Annotated in this window: 17 protein-coding genes; 12 read left to right on the forward strand and 5 right to left on the reverse strand. The window is 73.0% G+C overall.

What is annotated here, in order from left to right; translation table 11 throughout:
• Positions 1-290 precede the first annotated feature (290 nt).
• The 6 genes from ACFVXH_RS27545 (at position 291) to ACFVXH_RS27570 (ending at position 9088) form a co-directional block, all read left to right on the forward strand.
• On the forward strand, positions 291-2915 hold the full coding sequence (locus ACFVXH_RS27545) for a hypothetical protein (protein ID WP_387828170.1): 2625 nt from the start codon (positions 291-293) through the stop codon (positions 2913-2915).
• 115 nt (positions 2916-3030) lie between these two features.
• The gene (pstC, locus tag ACFVXH_RS27550) at positions 3031-4062 is read left to right on the forward strand and encodes a phosphate ABC transporter permease subunit PstC (protein WP_049661130.1); all 1032 of its coding nucleotides are present in this window, start codon (positions 3031-3033) and stop codon (positions 4060-4062) included.
• Between the two features lie 64 nt (positions 4063-4126).
• Positions 4127-5374 (forward strand): phosphate ABC transporter permease PstA, encoded by a 1248-nt coding sequence (pstA, locus tag ACFVXH_RS27555; RefSeq protein WP_387828173.1) that lies wholly within the window; start codon positions 4127-4129, stop codon positions 5372-5374.
• A 38-nt stretch (positions 5375-5412) separates the two neighbouring features.
• Positions 5413-7218: a phosphate ABC transporter substrate-binding protein PstS gene (locus ACFVXH_RS27560; RefSeq protein ID WP_380744330.1), complete on the forward strand. Its 1806-nt coding sequence runs from the start codon at positions 5413-5415 to the stop codon at positions 7216-7218.
• Complete coding sequence (locus ACFVXH_RS27565) at positions 7215-8138, forward strand: sortase (RefSeq protein ID WP_380744332.1); 924 nt, start codon at positions 7215-7217, stop codon at positions 8136-8138. The genes ACFVXH_RS27560 and ACFVXH_RS27565 overlap by 4 nt, the downstream gene beginning before the upstream one ends.
• Before the next feature lie 23 nt (positions 8139-8161).
• Entirely contained in the window at positions 8162-9088 is a 927-nt protein-coding gene (locus ACFVXH_RS27570; protein ID WP_079272019.1) for a phosphate ABC transporter ATP-binding protein, read from the forward strand.
• Positions 9089-9116: 28 nt separating this feature from the next.
• Here the strand turns inward: ACFVXH_RS27570 and ACFVXH_RS27575 are convergent, their stop codons facing one another.
• Positions 9117-9962, reverse strand: a complete 846-nt coding sequence (locus tag ACFVXH_RS27575) for an HAD family hydrolase (protein WP_074002012.1) — start codon at positions 9960-9962, stop codon at positions 9117-9119.
• Between the two features lie 161 nt (positions 9963-10123).
• Here ACFVXH_RS27575 and ACFVXH_RS27580 point away from each other — a divergent pair, with 161 nt between their 5' ends.
• Entirely contained in the window at positions 10124-10330 is a 207-nt protein-coding gene (locus tag ACFVXH_RS27580; protein WP_380780131.1) for a hypothetical protein, read from the forward strand.
• Positions 10331-10359: 29 nt separating this feature from the next.
• Entirely contained in the window at positions 10360-11247 is an 888-nt protein-coding gene (locus ACFVXH_RS27585) for an LLM class flavin-dependent oxidoreductase (protein WP_074002014.1), read from the forward strand.
• A 47-nt stretch (positions 11248-11294) separates the two neighbouring features.
• Here ACFVXH_RS27585 and ACFVXH_RS27590 read toward each other — a convergent pair whose 3' ends face one another.
• The 4 genes from ACFVXH_RS27590 to ACFVXH_RS27605 are packed head-to-tail and all read right to left on the reverse strand — an operon-like array spanning position 11295 to position 15163.
• Positions 11295-11822, reverse strand: coding sequence for a hypothetical protein (locus ACFVXH_RS27590; RefSeq protein ID WP_117488865.1), 528 nt, complete (start codon positions 11820-11822; stop codon positions 11295-11297).
• Positions 11819-12430 (reverse strand): hypothetical protein, encoded by a 612-nt coding sequence (locus tag ACFVXH_RS27595; RefSeq protein ID WP_387828180.1) that lies wholly within the window; start codon positions 12428-12430, stop codon positions 11819-11821. Before ACFVXH_RS27595 ends, ACFVXH_RS27590 begins: the two co-directional genes overlap by 4 nt.
• On the reverse strand, positions 12427-14709 hold the full coding sequence (locus tag ACFVXH_RS27600) for a hypothetical protein (RefSeq protein WP_387828183.1): 2283 nt from the start codon (positions 14707-14709) through the stop codon (positions 12427-12429). Before ACFVXH_RS27600 ends, ACFVXH_RS27595 begins: the two co-directional genes overlap by 4 nt.
• Positions 14710-14722: 13 nt before the next feature.
• On the reverse strand, positions 14723-15163 hold the full coding sequence (locus tag ACFVXH_RS27605) for a hypothetical protein (RefSeq protein WP_387828186.1): 441 nt from the start codon (positions 15161-15163) through the stop codon (positions 14723-14725).
• 214 nt (positions 15164-15377) lie between these two features.
• On the opposite strand from ACFVXH_RS27605, the gene ACFVXH_RS27610 reads away from it, so the two are divergent.
• The 4 genes from ACFVXH_RS27610 to ACFVXH_RS27625 all read left to right on the forward strand — a co-directional run bounded on the left by ACFVXH_RS27610 (position 15378) and on the right by ACFVXH_RS27625 (position 18958).
• Positions 15378-16355: an ABC transporter ATP-binding protein gene (locus tag ACFVXH_RS27610; RefSeq protein WP_049652877.1), complete on the forward strand. Its 978-nt coding sequence runs from the start codon at positions 15378-15380 to the stop codon at positions 16353-16355.
• Positions 16339-17238 (forward strand): ABC transporter permease, encoded by a 900-nt coding sequence (locus ACFVXH_RS27615; RefSeq protein WP_049652874.1) that lies wholly within the window; start codon positions 16339-16341, stop codon positions 17236-17238. Before ACFVXH_RS27610 ends, ACFVXH_RS27615 begins: the two co-directional genes overlap by 17 nt.
• A gap of 9 nt (positions 17239-17247) precedes the next feature.
• A complete protein-coding gene (locus tag ACFVXH_RS27620) occupies positions 17248-18165 on the forward strand; it encodes an ABC transporter ATP-binding protein (protein WP_049652871.1) in 918 nt (305 codons plus the stop codon).
• 76 nt (positions 18166-18241) lie between these two features.
• Positions 18242-18958, forward strand: coding sequence for an ABC transporter permease (locus tag ACFVXH_RS27625; RefSeq protein WP_049652868.1), 717 nt, complete (start codon positions 18242-18244; stop codon positions 18956-18958).
• Positions 18959-18999 lie beyond the last annotated feature (41 nt).

Genomic DNA, 18999 nt, shown 5'->3' on the forward strand with positions numbered 1-18999 from the left:
AAACCTCGCCTCCCCGGGGGTGCCACACCCCCGGCCCAACCCACCCCCCCGTACCCGCCCCCCGGTTACCCCCCCCCGGGGGGGGGCCCCCGCCCCGGGGGGGGCCCCCGCCGCTTGCGGAGTTCCCAACTCCGGTACGGAGTCGTCGCGTTGTGGTCTCGTACATCTGGTCGACCGGATCCCGCCATGTCCGACTGGCCGAATAGTACGCACGGAACCGTCCGTCCCCAGCGCGATCGACGCCCTCGTGCCGCCTCCCCCGGCGGCCCGCATCTCCCGGAGGCCTCGCCATGAGAAACCGCGTACCCGACCCGAGAGGCCCAGGGAGGTGGCGCCGTCGACTACCGGCCCTGGTCCTCGCCAAGGCCGTGGTGGCGGCGCTCGCCGTCATTCCGATCGGGTTGGGCGCGGCGCCACAGGCGCACGCCGACTCGGCGGTGACCGTCCCGGGCCCGAAGGTCTGGCTTCCGGCCACCAAGCAGTACGGCCAGCCGGGAAGCGTGACCGTCTCCCAGACGGCCAACCTGACCAACCAGGTCCTCCAGGTGTCCTGGAGCGGCTTCACCCCGACGGTCTACCTGGGGTCCAACGATCCCGCGCCGACGGCACAGTCGCTGTCGACCCACATCCTCTACGCGGTGCGGATCTACCAGTGCCGGGGCACCGACCCGGCAGTGACGGACTGTTACGGCAGCACCCTCTACGGCGGCGACCGGACGAAGGGCTTCGAGCAGCCGCCCCGGCCGACGCGCACGGAGGTGCCGGAGTGGCCCACCAACCAGGTGATCGCCTCCACCGGTCCGGACGGCTCGGGCGCCGCCTCGATCGAGGTGTGGAGCGCGAAGGAGAGCTCCACGCTCGGCTGTGACGCGACCCACCCCTGTTCCCTGGTGGTCGAGCCGAACTACGGCGGCGACCCGCTGGACCTCTTCCAGGTCCTCGACGGCAAGGCCGACTGCGAGTTCCACGACCTGGACGCCGACCCGGACGCCTACACCGCCGCCGACGGGATCATGACCCCCGGCAACCAGAACTGGAAGACGGGCAACCGGACCAGCGAGCAGTGCGCCTGGCAGCACCGGACGGTGGTCCCGCTGTCCTTCGCGCCCACGGCGGACTCCTGCACGGTGAGCAACCAGGCCTTCGGTGCCGCCGGTCTGGAGATGGCCAACCGGGCCATGCAGCAGTGGCGGGCCGGCCTGTGCCTGGGCGACTCGCCGATGACCGTGGGCTACGTCCCCTCCGGTGGTGAGCCGCAGGCCCGTGCCGCGTTCCTGGGGGGCAGCAGCAGCACGGAGGTCGCGCTGACGGCGCGGCCCGACCGCTCGCCGCCCACCCGTCCGTACGTCTACGCCCCGCTCGCGACGACCGGCATCTCGGTCACGTACCTGATCGACGACCCGAAGACCGGGCGGCAGATCCGCGACATGAAGCTGAACGCCCGGCTGGTCGCCAAGCTGCTCACCCAGTCCTACGCCTCGCCGGGGACGAGCATCCCCTCGGTGGCCGGCAACCCGAACTGCCTGTTCACCGACCCCGAGTTCAAGCAGCTGAACCCGGAGACGGCGGCCAACGGGATCCACTGGCCGACGAGTTGCGGCGGCACCCTGACGATCTACCCCGGTGTCCCCGGCGGCACCACCGACTTCACCTACCAGCTGACCTCGTGGTTCGCCGCAGATCCGGACGCGAGCCGCTTCCTCGACGGTGAGCCGGACCAGTGGGGCATGCGCGTCGACAGCTTCTACCTGAAGCCGAAGTTCGCCGGCTACCCGGCGGAGGCGTTCCAGGTCCAGGACTACTCCGGGCCCGCGCAGGGCAGTGCCGGAGTCGACTTCAAGCACTGGAAGCAGTACGAGTGGAACCCCTCGCTCGACGGTCTCGGGCGGGTCGCGCGCAACCTGATGCAGTACCAGCCGAACTGCCAGCAGCCGAACACCGAGTCGGACGGCAGCCACAAGGCCTGTGCCACGCAGATCCCCGGCCAGCGGTCGCTGCTCGCCATCATGGACACCGGCCAGGCCAAGGCGTTCTCGCTCCCCGAGGCCTCGCTGCTCAACCCGGCCGGCTCCTTCGTGTCGCCCGGCACGGCCGGCTTCCAGGCCGCCGTCGGCGACATGCCGACCGACGCCGCCACCGGGGTCCAGCAGCTGCCCTACGGCACGCCGGACACCGCGTTCTCGCGTGACCAGCGGGCGTACCCGCTGACCGCGGTGCAGTACGCGATGGTGCCGACCGGCGGCGTGCCCGCCGAGAAGGCCGCGTCGATCTCGCAGTTCCTCAAGACCGTGACCACCGACGGCCAGACCTACGGCCTCGCGCCGGGGCAGCTCGCCCAGGGCTACCTCGCGCTGACCGGCGCCCAGCGGCAGCAGGCCCAGGAGGCCGTGCAGCACGTCGCGGCCCAGGACGGCAAGCTGCCCGGCAACCAGACCGCCCCTCCGCCCGGCGGCGAGCCGGGCACTCCGGAGAGCGGCAACGGTTCCTCCGGCTCCGGCGGCACGGGCGACGGCACCACCCCGGTGAGCAGCTCCGGCACCGGCGGCACCACCGCCGACGGCAACTCCGGCGGCACCGGCTTCGGCTCCTCCGACGGCCTGTCCGGCGGCGGCCTCTCCGGCACCGGCTCCACCGGGACCGGCACGGCCGGCGGTGCCGCGGCTCCCGGCGCGGCCGGCGGCGCCAAGCCCGGCGCGGGCGCCGCGCCCTCCGGCAACGCGATCGCCGCGGCCCCGGTCGGCACCCCGGTGCCCGACCGTCCCGGCACCGCCCGCCTGCTGCTGCCCGTCGCGCTGATCGCCGGCCTGGTGCTGCTGGTCGGAGGACCGGCCGCGCTGGTCCTGGGCGGTACCCCGGCCGGGGCGAAGGTGCTGACCGGCGCCCGCGCCCAGTGGTCGCGACTGCGCCGCAAGTAGGAACCCGCGCTCGGCGGGGCCGCCGTTCCGGCCCCGCCGAGCGCTTTCCCTCCCGCCGAGGCAGCGCCCCGGTCCCTCACCGAGCACGCCCGTTCCCGAGCACGGAGAGCACACCATGACATCCGCCGCCGAGCCCGCGGCACCGTACGCCGGGGCACCACGCCAACCCGACCACGGGCCCGACCAGGACGTGCCCCGCACGATCACCTCCCCCGCGACCCCGGGCGACCGGGTGTTCCGCGGCGTGCTGCGGCTGGCCGGCTTCTCGGTCTTCGCGATCATGGGACTGATCGCCTTCTTCCTGATCCTGCGCGGCTCCGACGCGCTGCGCGCCGTCGGCCTGTCCTTCCTGACCGAGCAGAAGTGGCAGACCGCCGCCCACAACTTCGGCATCGCCGCCGTCCTGCCCAACGGTCTGCTGATCGCGGTGATCGCGCTGGTCATCGCCGTCCCGGTGGCGATCGGCACCGCGATCTTCATCTCCGAGTACGCCCCGGTGCGGCTGCGGGCCGCCCTGGTCTCGCTGATCGACCTGATGGCGGCCATCCCCAGCATCGTCTACGGCCTGTGGGGCCTGTTCTTCCTGCAGCCGCGGATCATCGGCTTCGTCCGCTGGCTGGCCAACCACCTGGGGGAGTACATCCCCTTCCTCAAGGTGCGGACCGGCGACATCGGCACCTCGTACACCTCGTCGACCTTCATCGCCGGCGTGGTGGTCTCCCTGATGATCATCCCGATCGTGACCTCGCTCAGCCGGGAGGTGTTCTCCCAGGCCCCGCAGGGCGAGCGGGAGGGCGCGTACGCGCTCGGCTCGACCCGGTGGGGGATGGTCCGCGCGGTCGTCCTGCCGTTCGGCAAGGGCGGGGTCATCGGCGCGGTGATGCTGGGCTTCGGCCGGGCGATGGGCGAGACGATCGCCGTCGCGCTGATCATCTCGCCGAACTTCAAGGCCATCACCCACATCCTGGAGAACGGCGCCAACTCGATCTCCGCGCTGATCGCGCTGCGCTTCGGCGAGTCGGACGCGCTGTCGCTCTCCGCGCTGATGGCCGCCGGCCTGGTGCTGTTCGCGCTCACCCTGCTGGTCAACGTGCTGGCCGGGATCGTCATCAACCGCTCGCGCTCCGGCGCCGCGACGGCGGACTGAGCATGACCGACCGTCAGTCCGCCCACAGGGCACGCAGCCGTCCGCACCGTGAAGGGACCATCCGATGACCACGCTCGACCTGCCGCCGGTCGCGGCGTCCGGGCCCGCCGGCGAGCCCTCGCCCCCCGGGCCCCCCGGGCCCGCCGGGGCCGGGACCCCGGGCCCCGAGAAGAAGCTGCGGATCGGCGGCGTCACCCGCGACGACGTCCTCACCGTGGCGGGTGCGGCGGTCGGCTCGCTCGCGCTGGACTGGGTGCTCTACGAGCGGGTGCTGCCGTTCAGCGGCGCCTTCGGCTTCCTGCTCTGCTGGTACCTGCTCTTCCTGGCCGGCTACTACCTGCTCGGCCGGCTCCAGTGGAACCCGATGATGGTGCGGGACCGGCTGGTCGCCGTGGTCGCCTGGAGCTCCGGGCTGCTGGTGGTCGCGCTGACCGCCGACCAGATCGGCTACGTCGCCAGCCGGGGCTGGGAGGCGGCCCAGCACCTCAACTTCTTCACCGAGTCGATGGAGCGCACCGGCCCGCTCGACCCGCTCACCTCCGGCGGCGCGCTCAACGCGATCGTCGGTTCGCTCGAACAGCTGGGCCTGGCCTCCCTGTTCGCCGTTCCGCTGGGCATCGCCGCGGCCGTCTTCATGTCCGAGGTCGGCGGCCGGGCGGCCCGCCCGGTGCGCACCCTGGTCGAGGCGATGACGGCGCTGCCGTCCATCGTGGCCGGCCTGTTCGTCTACGGCATCGTGATCCTCACCTTCGGCTTCGAGAAGAGCGGCTTCGCGGCCTCGCTCGCGCTCACCGTGATGATGATGCCGATCGTCACCCGGGCCGCCGAGGTGGTCATCCGGCTGGTGCCCGGCACCCTGCGAGAGGCCTCCTACGCGCTCGGCGGCAGCCAGTGGCGCACGGTGTGGAACGTGGTGCTGCCGACCGCCCGGCCCGGTCTGGTGACCGCGGTGGTGCTCGGCATGGCGCGCGGCGTCGGCGAGACCTCGCCGGTGCTGCTCACCTCCGGCTTCACCCCGCGGTTCAACGCCAGCCCGTTCGACGCGCAGCAGGTGTCGCTGCCGCTGTACATCTGGAACTACGTCAAGCAGCCGTACGACGGGATGATCGCGCGCGGCTTCGCGGCCGGCCTGACCCTGATGGCCGTGGTGCTGATCCTCTTCGTCACCGCGCGCATGCTCGGCGGCCGCCGTCCCGGGCAGCTGACCCGGGCCCAGAAGCGCCGGATCAACCGGGAGGCCCGCCGCCAGGAGGCGGCCGCCCTCGGGGGCATCGCCCGTCCGTACGCCCTCCACTCGCAGGCGAAGCACTGATGTCCAGACCAACCACCCTCCGTACCAGAGGAGTTCACATGTCCAGGGGCCTCAGTCGCTCCGTGGCCCGGCTGCTGGCGGGGACGATGTCCCTGATGCTCGCGGCGGCCTCCCCGCTGCTGGGGCAGTCCCCGGCGTTCGCGGCCTCCGTCTCGCTGAGCGCGGACGGCTCCAGTTGGGCCGGTCCTGCCATCGACCAGTGGCGGCAGGACGTCTCCCCGCAGGGCATCCAGATCAACTTCAGCCCGGTCGGCTCCGCGGCCGGCCGCACCGCCTGGTCGAACGGGCAGGACGACTTCACGGCCTCGGACGTGCCGTTCCGCTCGGGGCAGGACAGCGGGGTGGGGCAGGGCGGCCAGGCGTCCGGGACCGGAAGCGCGGAGAAGCCGACCTGGGGCTTCTCCTACGTCCCGATCACCGCGGGCGGCACCACCTTCATGTACAACCTGGTGGTCGGCGGCAAGCAGGTCCGCGACCTGCGGCTCTCCCCGCAGACCGTCGTGGACATCTTCACCAACAAGATCACCAACTGGAACGACCCGAAGATCACCAACGACTACGGCAAGCCGCTGCCCAGCCTGCCGATCACCCCGGTGGTCCGCTCCGACGGCTCCGGCGCCACCGCGCAGTTCACCCGCTGGATGGAGCACACCCACAAGGACCAGTGGGACGCCTACTGCAAGTCCGTCAACGGCGTGAGCTGCGGTGACTACACCGAGTTCTTCCCGCCCTCCGGCCGGATGACCGCGCAGAACGGCTCCGACGTGGTGGCCGGCTACATCAAGTCCCCGACCAATGTCGGCACCATCGGCTACGACGAGTACGCCTTCGCCAAGCGCAGCAACTGGCCGGTCGTGAAGGTGCTCAACCAGGCCGGCTACTACTCGCTGCCGACCGCCTCCAACGTCGCCGTCGCGCTCACCGCCGCCAAGATCCGCGGCGTGGACGACGGCACCCCCGCGAACGACCCGAACTACCTGCAGCAGAACCTCGACGGCGTCTACACCATGGACGACCCGCGCGCCTACCCGATCTCCAGCTACAGCTACCTGATCGTGCCGCGCGCCGGAGCCTCGGCACCCCCGCCGCCGCGCTTCAACAACGACAAGGGCTCCGCGCTCAGCCGCTTCCTCTCCTACGTGCTGTGCGAGGGCCAGGGCAAGGCGGACGACCTCGGCTACTCGCCGATCCCGCGCGGCCTGGTCAAGGGCGGTCTGCTGCAGACCAGGAACATCCCCGGCAACGCCAGCCCGGTCGACCCCGACACCCTCGCCAACTGCGCCAACCCGACCTTCAACTCGGCCGGGGAGCTGACCGTCCTCAAGAACGCCCCGATGCCGAGCCCCTGCGACAAGGCGGGCAGCCCGCTGGACTGCACCGTGAAGGACGGCCAGCCCGTCAAGACCGGCTCCGGCTCGGGCGGTTCCGGCGGCGCGGCCGGCGGCTCCGGCGGTGCGGCGGGCGGCTCCGGCGGCACCGGCGGGTCCGGTGGCACCGGGGGCACCGGTACCGGCGGTGCGGCGGGCGGCACCGGCGGCGCGGGTACGGCCGGCGGTGCCGGCGACCCGAACGCCGCCGGAGCGGCCGGCGGCGACCCGAACGCGCCCGGCGCCGGTGACGGCACCGAGGACGTGATCGACCCGCAGACCGGCCAGGTGGTCGCCCGCGGCCGCGGCGGCGCCGCCACCGAGGTGGCCGCCAACGTGGTCGAGATCAGCGGCAAGCCCGAGGACTGGATGCTGTCCTCCCTCACCGCGCTGGAACTGCTCGCCGTGGTGCTCGTCCCGCCGCTGCTCGGCCGCCGTCTGCTGCGCCGCCGCAACGGCTCGGGCGGCACCTCGTGACGGCCCCGGTGCTGGAGAAGCCGGTCGAGCGGAGCGCCCCGGCGCAGCCGGCCGCCCCCGCCGCCCCCGCCGCGTCCGACGCCCCGGTCCGGCCCGCCGTCTCCCCCGGGCGGCGGCGGTTCCTCCAGGGCGCCTGGGCGGTCAGCCTGGCGGCCGCGCTGGTGCTCGGCTTCGTCGGGTACCTGTTCACGCTGTCGCACGTCCAGCAGCGGCACTACCAGTCCACCGGGTACAAGACCTTCCGCGACCAGCTGGCCCGGGCGGTCGCCCCGACCGGCGCGGCCGCCGACGGCGCCCCGGTGGCGCTGCTGGACATCCCGGCGATCGGCCTGCACCAGGCCGTGGTGGTCGAGGGCACCACCGGCCGGGACCTGATGCGCGGCCCCGGCCACCGCCGGGACACCGCGCTGCCCGGCCAGCGCGGGGTCACCGTGCTCTTCGGCCGCGGCGCCACCTTCGGCGCGCCGTTCGCCGACCTGTCCAAGCTGCGGGTCGGCGACAAGATCGAGACCACCACCGGCCAGGGCAAGTTCAGCTACACCGTCAACGTGTACGGCGACGGCGACCACCCGATCGTCGACCCGGCGGCCGGCAACCGGATGGTGCTGGTCACCGGCGACTCCGACTGGATCCCCGGCTCCACCGTGCTGATCGGCGCCCGGCTGGACGGCGACCCGGAGCAGAACCCCGGCCGCCGGCCCGCCACCGTCCCGTACGACAAGGCGCTGGCCGCGGACAAGGGCGCGCTGGCCACCCTCCAGCTCTGGTCGCTCGGCCTGCTCGGCGCGGTGGCCGGCGCCCTGGTGCTGGCCCGGTACTGGCGGCGCTCGGCCGCCTACCTGAGCCTCGCGCCGGTGGTCGGCGCGCTGCTCTGGGCGGTCTACGAGAACGCCGCCGCCCTGCTGCCCAACCTCTACTGACGCGCGCCCGGAGGACCGTTCCGATGACCGACGCACCACTGACCGACACCCCGCAGGCCGAGTTCTCACCGACCGACCCGGTCGCCGACACCATCACCCTCCCCCCGGTCGCCCCCGACCCGTACGCGGACCAGCCGTACGGGCAGGACGCGGACGGCCACCCCGACGGCGGGCCGCTCGCCGGGCTGGAGACCCGGGAGGTCTCCGCCTGGTTCGGCAGCCGCAAGGTGCTGGAGCGGGTCTCGCTGGCGATGCCGGCCGGCGAGGTCACCGCGCTGATCGGCCCGTCCGGCTGCGGCAAGTCCACCTACCTGCGGATCCTCAACCGGATGCACGAGATGGTGCGCGGCGCCGCCCTCGCCGGCGAGGTGCTGCTGGACGGCGACGACGTCTACCGGCCCGGCCGCCGGCCCGCCGAGGTGCGGCGCCGGATCGGCATGGTGTTCCAGCGGCCCAACCCGTTCCCGGCGATGTCCATCCAGGACAACGTCTCCAGCGGGCTCAAGCTGGCCGGGATCAAGGTCTCCAAGGAGGAGCGCCAGCACCTGGTGGAGACCAGCCTGCGCCGGGCCGGGCTCTGGGACGAGGTGTCCACCCGGCTGCACACCCCGGGCGGGGCGCTCTCCGGCGGCCAGCAGCAACGCCTGTGCATCGCACGGTCGTTGGCCGTCTCGCCGGACATCCTGCTGATGGACGAGCCGTGCTCCGCGCTCGACCCGACCTCCACCCGCCGGGTCGAGGAGACCATCGCCGAACTGCGCGGGCGGCTCACCATCGTGATCGTCACCCACAACATGCAGCAGGCCCAGCGCGTCTCGCAGACCTGCGCGTTCTTCCTGGCCACCCACGACACCCCGGGGCGGATCGTCGAGGCCGGGCCGACCGGGCAGATCTTCGGCAGCCCGCGCGACCAGCGGACCTCGGACTACGTCAACGGCCGCTTCGGCTGAGCACCGACCGGCTGGAGGAGCCCCGGGTTCAGCCGAGCCCGAGCAGCTCCTCCAGCACCGCCGCGACGCCGTCCTGCTCGTTGCTCACGGTGTGCAGCGGCACCGCCGCCAGCACCTGCGGGTGCGCGTTGGCGACGGCGTACGCGGTGCCGGCCCAGGCCAGCATCTCCAGGTCGTTCGGCATGTCGCCGAAGGCCACCACCTCGCTCCGGTCGATCCCGTGCCCGGCGCACCAGCGGGCCAGCGTGCTGGCCTTGGTGACGCCGGGCGCGCTGATCTCCAGCAGCGGGATCGACGCGGAGCGGGTGATCTCGGCCAGGTGCCCGGCCGCCGCCCTGGCCTCGGCGAGGAACTTGTCCGGGTCGAGGTCCGGGTGCTTGGCCAGCAGCTTGAACAGGCCCCGGACCGACCCGCCGGCCCCCAGCAGCTCCTCCGCCGGGCCGACCTCGTGCTCCATCTCGTCGCCCCACATCGGCACCGCGTAGCCGGCCTCGCGGGCCCAGCCGCCCGGGTACTCGAAGGCGAACGCGGTGCCGGGCAGCGCGGCCCGCAGCGTCTCGACCACCGCCAGGGTGGTCTCCACCGGCAGCGGGAAGGTCTCCAGCAGCTCGCCGCGCCGCACGTCCACCACCGCGCCGCCGTTGGAGCAGATCGCCACCCCGTGGCCGCCGATGTGCGGGCTCACCTGCCGCATCCAGCGCGGCGGCCGCCCGGTCACGAACACCACCCGCACCCCGGCCGCCTCGGCCGCCGCCAGCGCCGCGGCGGTGCGGTCGGTGACGGTGCCGCCGGAGCAGAGCAGGGTGCCGTCCAGGTCGGTGGCGATGAGGCGGGGCGCGGTGCGGGATTCGGTCACCGGTCCATCTTCGCCCATCGGCGCGGCCGGGGCACCGGCCCGGGTCCGCGGCCTCCGGACGCCCCCGCAGTGATCAAGCCCTTCATGCGCCGTTTCCGGCCGATCCGCCCGTACCCGGGGTGTTCGGCCGACCACGGCGGGCATGACTGCCCACGGCAACCCCGTCGGCAGGAAGAGCCATGCCCACACGCCAGCTCCGTGACCAGCCGCCCCCGACCGCCCGCCCCGACACCCGCGACCCGCAGGCCACCGAAGCGCCGCGGGCACCCGAAGCCTCGCGCGACCCGGTCCTGCTCGGCGACGTCCTCTTCCACACCCTCGCCGACCTCGCCCGCCGCACCTCCGCCCCGTCCCTCCCCGCCCAGCGCACCCGCCCGCACCCGTGACCGCGCCGCGCGGACGTAGGGTCGGGGGCATGCGACTGAGCACCGTGATCCTCCCCGTCCACCGGTGGAGCGAGGGGCAGAAGACCTGGCGGCGGGCCGAGGAACTCGGCTTCCACACCGCGTACACCTACGACCACCTCTCCTGGCGGTCCTTCCAGGACGAGCCCTGGTTCGGCTCGCTGCCGACGCTGACGGCGGCCGCCTGCGCCACCGAGCGGCTGCGCCTCGGCACGCTGGTCACCTCGCCGAACTTCCGGCACCCGGTGACGCTGGCGAAGGAGCTGATCACGCTGGACGACGTGTCCGGCGGGCGGGTCACGCTGGGCATCGGGGCCGGCGGGACGGGCTTCGACGCGACGGCGCTGGGCCAGGAGGCGTGGTCGCCGAAGGAGCGGGCGGACCGGTTCGGGGAGTTCGTGCCGCTGCTGGACGAGCTGCTGACCAACGACGCCACGACCCGTGAGGGGACGTACTACTCGGCGGTCGAGGCGCGGAACATCCCGGGCTGCGTGCAGACCCCGCGGGTGCCGTTCTACGTGGCCGCCGCCGGCCCGCGCGGGATGCGGCTGGCCGCCGAGCACGGGCAGGGCTGGGTGACGTACGGCGACCCGAAGGGCCCGGCGGACGTGCCGGTGGCGGAGGCGCCCGGCGTGGTCGCCGCGCAGATCGGGAAGCTGACGGCGGCCTGCGAGGCCGTCGGGCGGGACGCCGGGACGCTGGAGAAGGTGCTGCTCCAGGGGTCGACGGCGGAGAAGCCGCTGCAGTCGGTGGACGCCTTCGTCGACTGGGCGGGCACCTACCGGGAGGTGGGCATCACCGAGCTGGTGATCCACTGGCCGATCCCGGACTCGATCTTCGAGAACGACCTCACCGTGTTCGAACGGATCGCCACCGAGGGCCTCGCCCAGCTGGGCTGAACCGGGATCCGACGACTGACGACGAGCCGGAAGCGGCGCCGGGCGGCTCACACCACGTCGAGCCGCTCAGCGCCGCCCGCGCAGCCGAGCTGCTGCCCGGCGGCGCGCTCGGCGAAGCCGCGGGCGGCCTCGCCCATCCGCTTGCGGCCGGGCCCGTCCGGGAGGAGCTTCCCGTCCTTGCCGGTGAGCCTGAGGACGGCGCGGTAGCCGGTGCGCCGGCCGTCCACGGTGCACTCGAAGCCCACCGCGCCGAGGCTGTCGCCGCCGGAGAGCACGCCGCCGAACGACGCCTCGGCGGTCAGCAGCCGTCCGTCCCCGCCGTTGACCGAGCAGCGCACGGAGGCCGGGGCGTCGGGGGTCGCCGCCCGGTAGGCCGTCTCCACGAAGACCCGGGGGGCGCCGCCGAGCAGCCCGGTGACGGCCGGGTCGTCGAGCAGGCCGCGGCACTCGCCGTGCGACAGGGCGACGGCCGGCGGCCGGTAGGCGGTGTGGTCGAGGTAGAGGTGCCAGCCGAGCAGGCCGCCGCCGAGCAGCAGCGCGGAACCGCCCGCGATCAGGGCCCGGGGGTGCTTCACCGGCAGAGCTCCTTCGTCTTCGCCGCCAGCGCGGCGCGGGTGACCTCTTCGAGCGCCTGTCGGCCGTCCGCCCCGTCGGCGCGGGCCGCCTCCCCGGCGGTGACCCGCACCTCGACGTAGCCGCTGGGCCCGGTCACGCAGTACTGGGCCGCGGCGGCGCCGCCCGGCCAGGCCGCGGACAGGCCGGGCAGGTCGAGCGGGCGGGCGTCCGGGCGGGTGGCCTCCGCGGCGGCCAGGGCGAGTTCCCCCTCGCGCCGGACGGCGGTGAGGGTGAGCACGGCGCGGCCGTCGATCCGGACGGCGCAGCTCTGCTGGTCGGTGTCGCGGACGCCGGAGCTGGTCCGCTCCTCGGAGTCCTGGTCACCGGGCGGCAGCAGCCGTCCGAGCGGGGTGTCGGCGCCGGTGGGCAGGCGGCAGAGGTGGGCGGACCGGCCGGGGGGCTCGGACGGGCGGTGGCCCCGCCAGTCCCGGTAGCCGACGAACCCGGCGGCGGCCACCGCCACGACCAGCACGGCGGGCAGCAGCAGCGGGTCGTGCAGGCGCCCGGCCCAGCGGTCCGCGAGGAGCCGGGCCCAGCGAGCCGCGGGCCCGGCGCCGGACCCGCTCACGCGTCGCCCTTCGCGTTGGTGGACGAGTTGTTCGCCGTCCCGCGCGACATGCCCTGGAGCGCGCTGTCGCGGGCGCTGTTGGCGAGCCGGTCGATGTCCTGGCGGGCGATCCCGGTGCCGCTGCCGGCGTCCCGGACCGCCTGGTCGGCCCCCCTCGCCACCCGGCCCTCGGCCTCGGCGGTGTGGTTGCGGCTCTCCTGGCGCCCGTCCTCGGTGGTGTCCTTCTTGTTGGCCTCGATGACGCTGTCGGCGATCGAGTCGACGATCTGGTCCGCGATCTCGCCGCCGAGCGGGATCTTCTCGGTCACGCTGCCGATGACGGCGTTGAAGGCGTCCTTGCCGTAGCCGACGTTCTTCTCCAGCGCGTCGTTGAACTCCTTGTCGGAGGCGGCGTGTTCGTTGTGCACCTCGTCGATGCGGGCCTGGTTGAGGTAGCCGCTGACGACGCCGCCGGACTCGGCGTTGTGCTTGATGTCCGACTCCAGCCGGGCGAAGTCGGTCTGCCCGCTGTCCAGGTGGCCGCGGATGAGGGCGGTGGTGTACGCCTGGTTGGCGTTGGTCACCGCGCCGTAGGCGTCCGGGTCGCGGCCGAGGGCGTCGAGCAGCCCGGCCACGGAGGAGGCGTCGAGGGAGGCCGGGGAGCCGTTGACCGGCAGGTCGGTGCCGTGGGAGAGCGAGTTCTGCACGTCGCCGATGTACTCGGCGGTCATGTGCCCGAGGCTGCCCCGCATGGCGGCGAGCTTGCCGTCGCCCTTGATGTCGTCCAGCGCCCCGTCGTCGCCGTGCCGGCCGAAGGTGTCCACGACCCGCTTCATCAGGTCGGCCTGCTCGGTGGTGTGCCGGTCCGGGGGGACGGGGCCCGGCTCGTCGTACGGGTGGCCGGTGGTGGCGGCCTCCAGGGCGCGGCCGAAGGCGGCCGGACCGGCCTGCTTGCTCGCGTCCCACACCTTGGAGTCCCGGGAGGTGGTGTCCGGGATCCAGTCCTTGTCGTGGGAGTAGTAGGAGAAGTAGTCCGAGGGCTTCGGCTTGCCGCCCTGGTTGACCGTGCCGTCCTGGTTGTAGGCGGTCGGCTGCTCGGTGAAGAACCTGTTGGCCGCGTCCGGGCTGTGCGCGAGCGCCTCCAGGATCGCCGTGGTGGGGCGGAAGCCGGCGCCCGCCTCGTCGCCGCCGGTCAGGTTGAAGCCCTGGATCCTGGAGCCGGGCATCGGGGCCGGCCAGTACCGGTCCTGGGTGTCGAGCTGGGTGACGTGCTCGGCGATCGGGTCGATGAAGTGGGCGTCGTAGTTCCCGTTCATCAGGATGCCGGAGAGCACCTGGTAGCCGTACGGCACGTAGTCCAGGCCGGAGGCCCGGTACGGCTTGTCCCAGACCGGCTGGGAGCCGGCCTTGCGCAGCGCGGCGGCCCACTCGTCGGACAGGTGCGGCTCGTTGGTGGTGCGGGTGGCGGTGGCCAGGCCGAGTCCGAGGTTCTTCTGGAGGTCCTGGTAGGCCTTCCAGCGCGGGTCCTTGTCGTCGCGGGGGTGCGCCGGGTCGCCGACCATGCTGTTCCAGGACTTGATCAGGCCGTCCGGGCCGAGGTCCTGGTAGAACGTGGTGGCGAACTTCGGGTCGTTGCCGTGCGAGGCCAACAGCGAGTTCAGCTCGGTGAGTTCGGGCTCGGTGATGTCCCCGCCCCGGGCCGCGAGCTGGGCGGCGCGCCGGCCGTCGGCCTCCGGGCCGCCGCCGATGGCCTTGCCGTTGAAGGACTTCTGACCGTCCGTCATGCTGTCGGCGCGCAGCGCCCAGGCGATCCGCTCGTCGGCGGCGGTGGCCTCGGCGACGGCGGAGTCGATCGCCTTGCGGGCGGCCTCCGCCTTGTCGCCCCACTCCTTCTGGTAGTCCCGGAGGGCCTCGTAGTCGTGCCGGGTGGCGTTGTCGGCCGGGGGCCAGCTCACGGTGCCGTTCTCGGTGACGGTCAGCCCGGCCGTCCGGGCGTCGGCGACCGCCTTGTCCAGCTTGGTCTTCGCGGCCTTGAACTCGGTGGACGCCTCGGTGAAGATCGAGGCGAAGGCGTTGGCCTCGGTGACGGCGGCGGTCAGCTGCTCGTTGGTGCGCTGGAGGCCGGGGCGGGCCTGGTCGGCGGCGGGGCCGCTCCAGCAGGCGGAGTCGACCTGGGCGATCACCGTGGTGTCCCAGTCGCCGTCCATCGCGTGGAGCTTCTGGGCGACGGTGGTCCAGGCGGTGGCGGCGGTGTCCAGGACGCCGAAGTCGGCGGTGCTGAGCTCGTGGAAGTCGACCATCTCGGTGGTCCTCTCAGTTGCCGAGGTCGTGCTGGACGGCCGACTCGTTCTGCCGGTAGTTGGCGGCGGTGGCGCGCAGCGCCTGGGTGGTCTGCCCGATGGTGCCGCCGAGGGCGGCGACGCACTGGTCCCAGGTGCCGGCGGCGCCCGCCGCGGCCTTGCCGGTGCTCCAATTGGCCAGCGAGGTGGACACCTTGGCGGTGGCCTCGTCGGCGCCCCGGCCCTCGGTGTTGAGGCGGGCGTGGATCTGGTCGGAGTTGTTCCCCGCGGTGGTGAGCGCGTTGGTATCGGCGCTGAAGCCGCCCCCGCCCCCGCCTCCGCCGCCGGACGCCGAGGCCGAGTTGAGCTGGGTGCGGGCCGCTTCCCGGGCGCGGGCCGAGCCGGTCAGGTTCCCGTCCGCGTCGTAGGCCCAAGGGTTCATCATCCGGTCGAACGCGGTCGCCCGATCAGACATGTCGATCGTCCCCCTCCGTGCCGGGGCGCTGCTCCGGCACCCCCGTTGGCAAAGAGTCAGGCAAGTGTGTAAAGAGATTCGACAAAGGGTACAGGTGGATTCCGCTTTTTCTAACCCCTAGGGGTGAGGGGCTCCGACGTCATACCGCAGCAGCAGACGGCCTCGTCATTCCAGCTCATGACCCGTACCGCACAAGGCCGTTACGTTTGGTCCCGTGTCCACAGCTGTCATCAAGACGGACGGCCTCACCAAGAGGTATCCCCGTGTCACCGCGCTCGACCAGCTCACCGTCGAGGTGCGGCCGGGTGTGGTCGGTCTGGTCGGGGCCAACGGCGCGGGCAAGTCCACTCTCATCAAGATCCTGCTCGGGCTCGCCCCGGCGACCTCCGGCCGCGGCGAGGTCCTCGGCCTGGACGTCGCCACCCAGGGCTCCGAGATCCGCGCGCAGGTCGGCTACATGCCCGAGCACGACTGCCTGCCACCGGACGTCTCCGCGACGGAGTTCGTGGTGCACATGGCGCGGATGGCGGGCCTGCCCGCCACCGCCGCCCGTGAGCGCACCGCGGACACCCTGCGGCACGTCGGCCTGTACGAGGAGCGGTACCGCCCGATGGGCGGCTACTCGACCGGCATGAAGCAGCGGGTCAAACTCGCCCAGGCGCTGGTGCACGACCCGAAACTGGTGCTGCTGGACGAGCCGACCAACGGCCTCGACCCGGCCGGCCGGGACGAGATGCTGGCGCTGATCCGCCGGGTGCACACCGACTTCGGCATCTCGGTGCTGGTCACCACCCACCTGCTCGGCGAGCTGGAGCGGACCTGCGACCACCTGGTCGTGATCGACGGCGGCAAGCTGCTGCGCTCCTCCTCCACCGCCTCCTTCACCGAGGCGACGGCCGTCCTCGCGGTCGAGGTCGGCGACTTCCCGGAGGACCACGGCCGCGAGCCGGGTCCGGCGGTCCGCGAGCGGCTCGCCGCGGCCGGACTGTCCGTCCAGCCCGAGGGCTCGCACCTGCTGCTGGTCCGGCTGGCCGACGAGTCGACGTACGACACCATCCGCGACGCCGTCGCCGGACTCGGCCTCGGCCTGGTCCGGCTGGAGCAGCGCCGGCACCGGGTCGCCGAGCTCTTCACCGACGCCCAGGACACCGAGCAGAGCAAGGGAGGGACGAACGATGCCGCTGCCTCCTGAGACCAGGTCCGCCGACACCGGCGTCATCCACGACATCGGCTACCGCGGCTACACCGGCCCCCGGCTCGGCCGCACCTACGCCACCCGCGCGCTCTTCACCCAGAGCCTGCGCGCCGCGTACGGCCTCGGCCGCTCCGGCAAGTCCAAGGTGCTGCCGATGCTGGTGCTGGGCGTGATCACCGTGCCCGCGCTGATCTTCGTGGCGGTCTCGGTCGTGATGAAGCGCGACGAGCTGCCGGTCGAGTACGCGGGCTACCTCTCCATCTTCAGCCTGGTGATCTCGGTCTTCCTCGCCTCCCAGGCGCCGGTCCTGCTCTCCCGGGACCTGCGCTACCAGACCGTCCCGCTGTACTTCTCCCGCCCGATCACCCGCACCGACTACGTCCGGGCCAAGTTCGGCGCCATGGTCTGCGCCCAACTGCTGCTGATGGCATCCCCGTTGCTGGTGCTGTACATCGGCGCGCTGCTCGCCGGGATGGACTTCGGGCACAACACCGCGCACTTCCTGTACGGCCTGGTCGCGGCCGTGCTGTACGCCCTGGTGCCGACCTCGGTGGCCGTGGTGATCGCGGCCGCCACCCCGCGCCGCGGCTTCGGCGTGGCCGCCATCATGGGCTACCTGGCGGTCAGCGCCGCGCTGGGAGCGGCCGCGGTCGGGATCAGCAACCGCAGCACGACCGGCTCCGACGCCCCGCAGTGGATGTCGCTGATCTCGCCCACCGACCTGGTGGAGTCCCTGGTCAACGAGCTGTTCGGGCTCGGCGACGGCTTCGACCGCCGGCACGCCCCGGGCGGCCTCGGTCTGGCGGTGTTCGCGCTCGTCGCGGTGGCCATGGTGGTCGGCTCGTACCGGCTGCTGCTGCGCCGCTATCGGAACGTCTGAGAGGGCGGCATGGCCACCATCAGCATCGACAAGGTCTCCCGCTGGTTCGGGAACGTGGTCGCGGTCAACGACATCACCATGACCATCGGCCCCGGCATCACCGGCCTGCTCGGTCCCAACGGGGCGGGCAAGTCCACCCTCATCCACATGATGAGCGGCTTCCTGGCCCCCTCCAGCGGCTCCGTGACCCTGGACGGCGCGCCGATCTGGCGCAACCAGCAGGTGTACAAGCAGATCGGCCTGGTGCCCGAGCGGGAGTCGATGTACGACTACCTGACCGGCTGGGAGTTCGTCCTCGCCAACGCCGAACTGCACGGCCTGCCCCAGCCGGGCGCCGCCGCCCGCCGGGCGCTGGACCTGGTGGAGATGGACTACGCCAAGGACCGCCGCACCGGCACCTACTCCAAGGGCATGAAGCAGCGGGTCAAGATGGCCTCGGCGCTGGTCCACGACCCGTCCGTCCTGCTGCTCGACGAGCCCTTCAACGGCATGGACCCGCGCCAGCGGCTCCAGCTGATGGACCTGCTGCGCCGCTTCGGCGCCGACGGCCGGACGGTGCTGTTCTCCTCCCACATCCTGGAGGAGGTCGAGCAGCTGGCCCGGCACATCGAGGTGGTGGTCGCCGGACGGCACGCCGCCTCGGGCGACTTCCGCAAGATCCGCCGACTGATGACCGACCGCCCGCACCGCTACCTGGTCCGCTCCAGCGACGACCGCCGGCTCGCCGCCGCGCTGATCGCCGACGGCTCGACCAGCGGCATCGAGGTGGACGAACGGGAGCGGGCGCTGCGGATCGAAGCGGTGAACTTCCAGGGCTTCACCACCCTGCTGCCCAGGGTCGCCCGGGAGGCCGGCATCCGGCTGTACACCGTCTCCCCGGCGGACGAATCGCTGGAGAGCGTCTTCTCCTACCTGGTCTCCGCGTGAGCGCCGTCGGCAGGACCACTGTCGGCGGGACCGCTGCCGCCAGGACCGTTGTTGCCCAGGAAGGGGCCGACCGACCATGAACCCCACCGTCGCCAGGCTGACCCTGCGCGGGCTGCTGGGGCGCCGCCGCGGCCTGCTGCTGCTGGTGGCCCCCGCCCTGCTGCTGGTCGTCGCGGCCGTCGCGAGCGTGTCCAGCGCCGACCCGCACGACATGGCCAACAACATCCTCGGCGCCCTCGGCCTCGGCACCCTGATCCCGATCCTCGGACTGGTGGTCGGCACCGGGGTGATCGCCAACGAGATCGACGACGGCTCGATCGTCTACCTGCTCGCCAAGCCGCTGCCCCGGTGGCGGATCGTGACCACCAAGCTGGTCGTCGCGATCGGCGTCACCTGGCTGTTCTCGGTCGTCCCGACGCTGCTGGCCGGGCTGCTGCTGGTCGGCACCCAGGACGGCGTGGCGCTCGGCTACACCGTGGCCGTGCTGGTCGCCGGGGCCGCGTACAGCGCGCTGTTCCTGCTGCTCGGCGTGGTCACCCGGCACGCGGTCGTGGCCGGTCTGGCGTACGCCCTGATCTGGGAGTCGACGGTCGGCAACTTCGTCGAGGGCGCCCGGACGCTGAGCATCCAGCAGTGGGGCCGCTCGGTGGCCGAGGCGGTCGCGGGACAGAACGCGATCAGCTCGGACGTCTCGCTCGGGGCGGCCGTGCCGCTGCTGCTGGTGGTCACCGTCGCGGCGACGGTGCTCGCCTCGGTGAAGCTGGCCGGGATGACCCTCGCCGGCGAGGAGTGAGCCCCGTACGGCACAAGCGGTGAGCCCCGGACACCTGTGAG

The organism is Kitasatospora sp. NPDC058184 (assembly GCF_042883725.1).
Lineage (GTDB): Bacteria > Actinomycetota > Actinomycetes > Streptomycetales > Streptomycetaceae > Kitasatospora.

What these genes read in the sequence shown, in the direction of transcription:
- ACFVXH_RS27545 (WP_387828170.1), top strand. Translation starts at nt 291, where the DNA reads ATGAGAAACCGCGTACCCGACCCGAGAGGCCCAGGGAGGTGGCGCCGT.
- pstC (WP_049661130.1), top strand. Translation starts at nt 3,031, where the DNA reads ATGACATCCGCCGCCGAGCCCGCGGCACCGTACGCCGGGGCACCACGC.
- pstA (WP_387828173.1), top strand. Translation starts at nt 4,127, where the DNA reads ATGACCACGCTCGACCTGCCGCCGGTCGCGGCGTCCGGGCCCGCCGGC.
- ACFVXH_RS27560 (WP_380744330.1), top strand. Translation starts at nt 5,413, where the DNA reads ATGTCCAGGGGCCTCAGTCGCTCCGTGGCCCGGCTGCTGGCGGGGACG.
- ACFVXH_RS27570 (WP_079272019.1), top strand. Translation starts at nt 8,162, where the DNA reads ATGACCGACGCACCACTGACCGACACCCCGCAGGCCGAGTTCTCACCG.
- ACFVXH_RS27575 (WP_074002012.1), bottom strand. Translation starts at nt 9,962, where the DNA reads ATGGGCGAAGATGGACCGGTGACCGAATCCCGCACCGCGCCCCGCCTC.
- ACFVXH_RS27580 (WP_380780131.1), top strand. Translation starts at nt 10,124, where the DNA reads ATGCCCACACGCCAGCTCCGTGACCAGCCGCCCCCGACCGCCCGCCCC.
- ACFVXH_RS27585 (WP_074002014.1), top strand. Translation starts at nt 10,360, where the DNA reads ATGCGACTGAGCACCGTGATCCTCCCCGTCCACCGGTGGAGCGAGGGG.
- ACFVXH_RS27600 (WP_387828183.1), bottom strand. Translation starts at nt 14,709, where the DNA reads ATGGTCGACTTCCACGAGCTCAGCACCGCCGACTTCGGCGTCCTGGAC.
- ACFVXH_RS27605 (WP_387828186.1), bottom strand. Translation starts at nt 15,163, where the DNA reads ATGTCTGATCGGGCGACCGCGTTCGACCGGATGATGAACCCTTGGGCC.
- ACFVXH_RS27615 (WP_049652874.1), top strand. Translation starts at nt 16,339, where the DNA reads ATGCCGCTGCCTCCTGAGACCAGGTCCGCCGACACCGGCGTCATCCAC.
- ACFVXH_RS27620 (WP_049652871.1), top strand. Translation starts at nt 17,248, where the DNA reads ATGGCCACCATCAGCATCGACAAGGTCTCCCGCTGGTTCGGGAACGTG.
- ACFVXH_RS27625 (WP_049652868.1), top strand. Translation starts at nt 18,242, where the DNA reads ATGAACCCCACCGTCGCCAGGCTGACCCTGCGCGGGCTGCTGGGGCGC.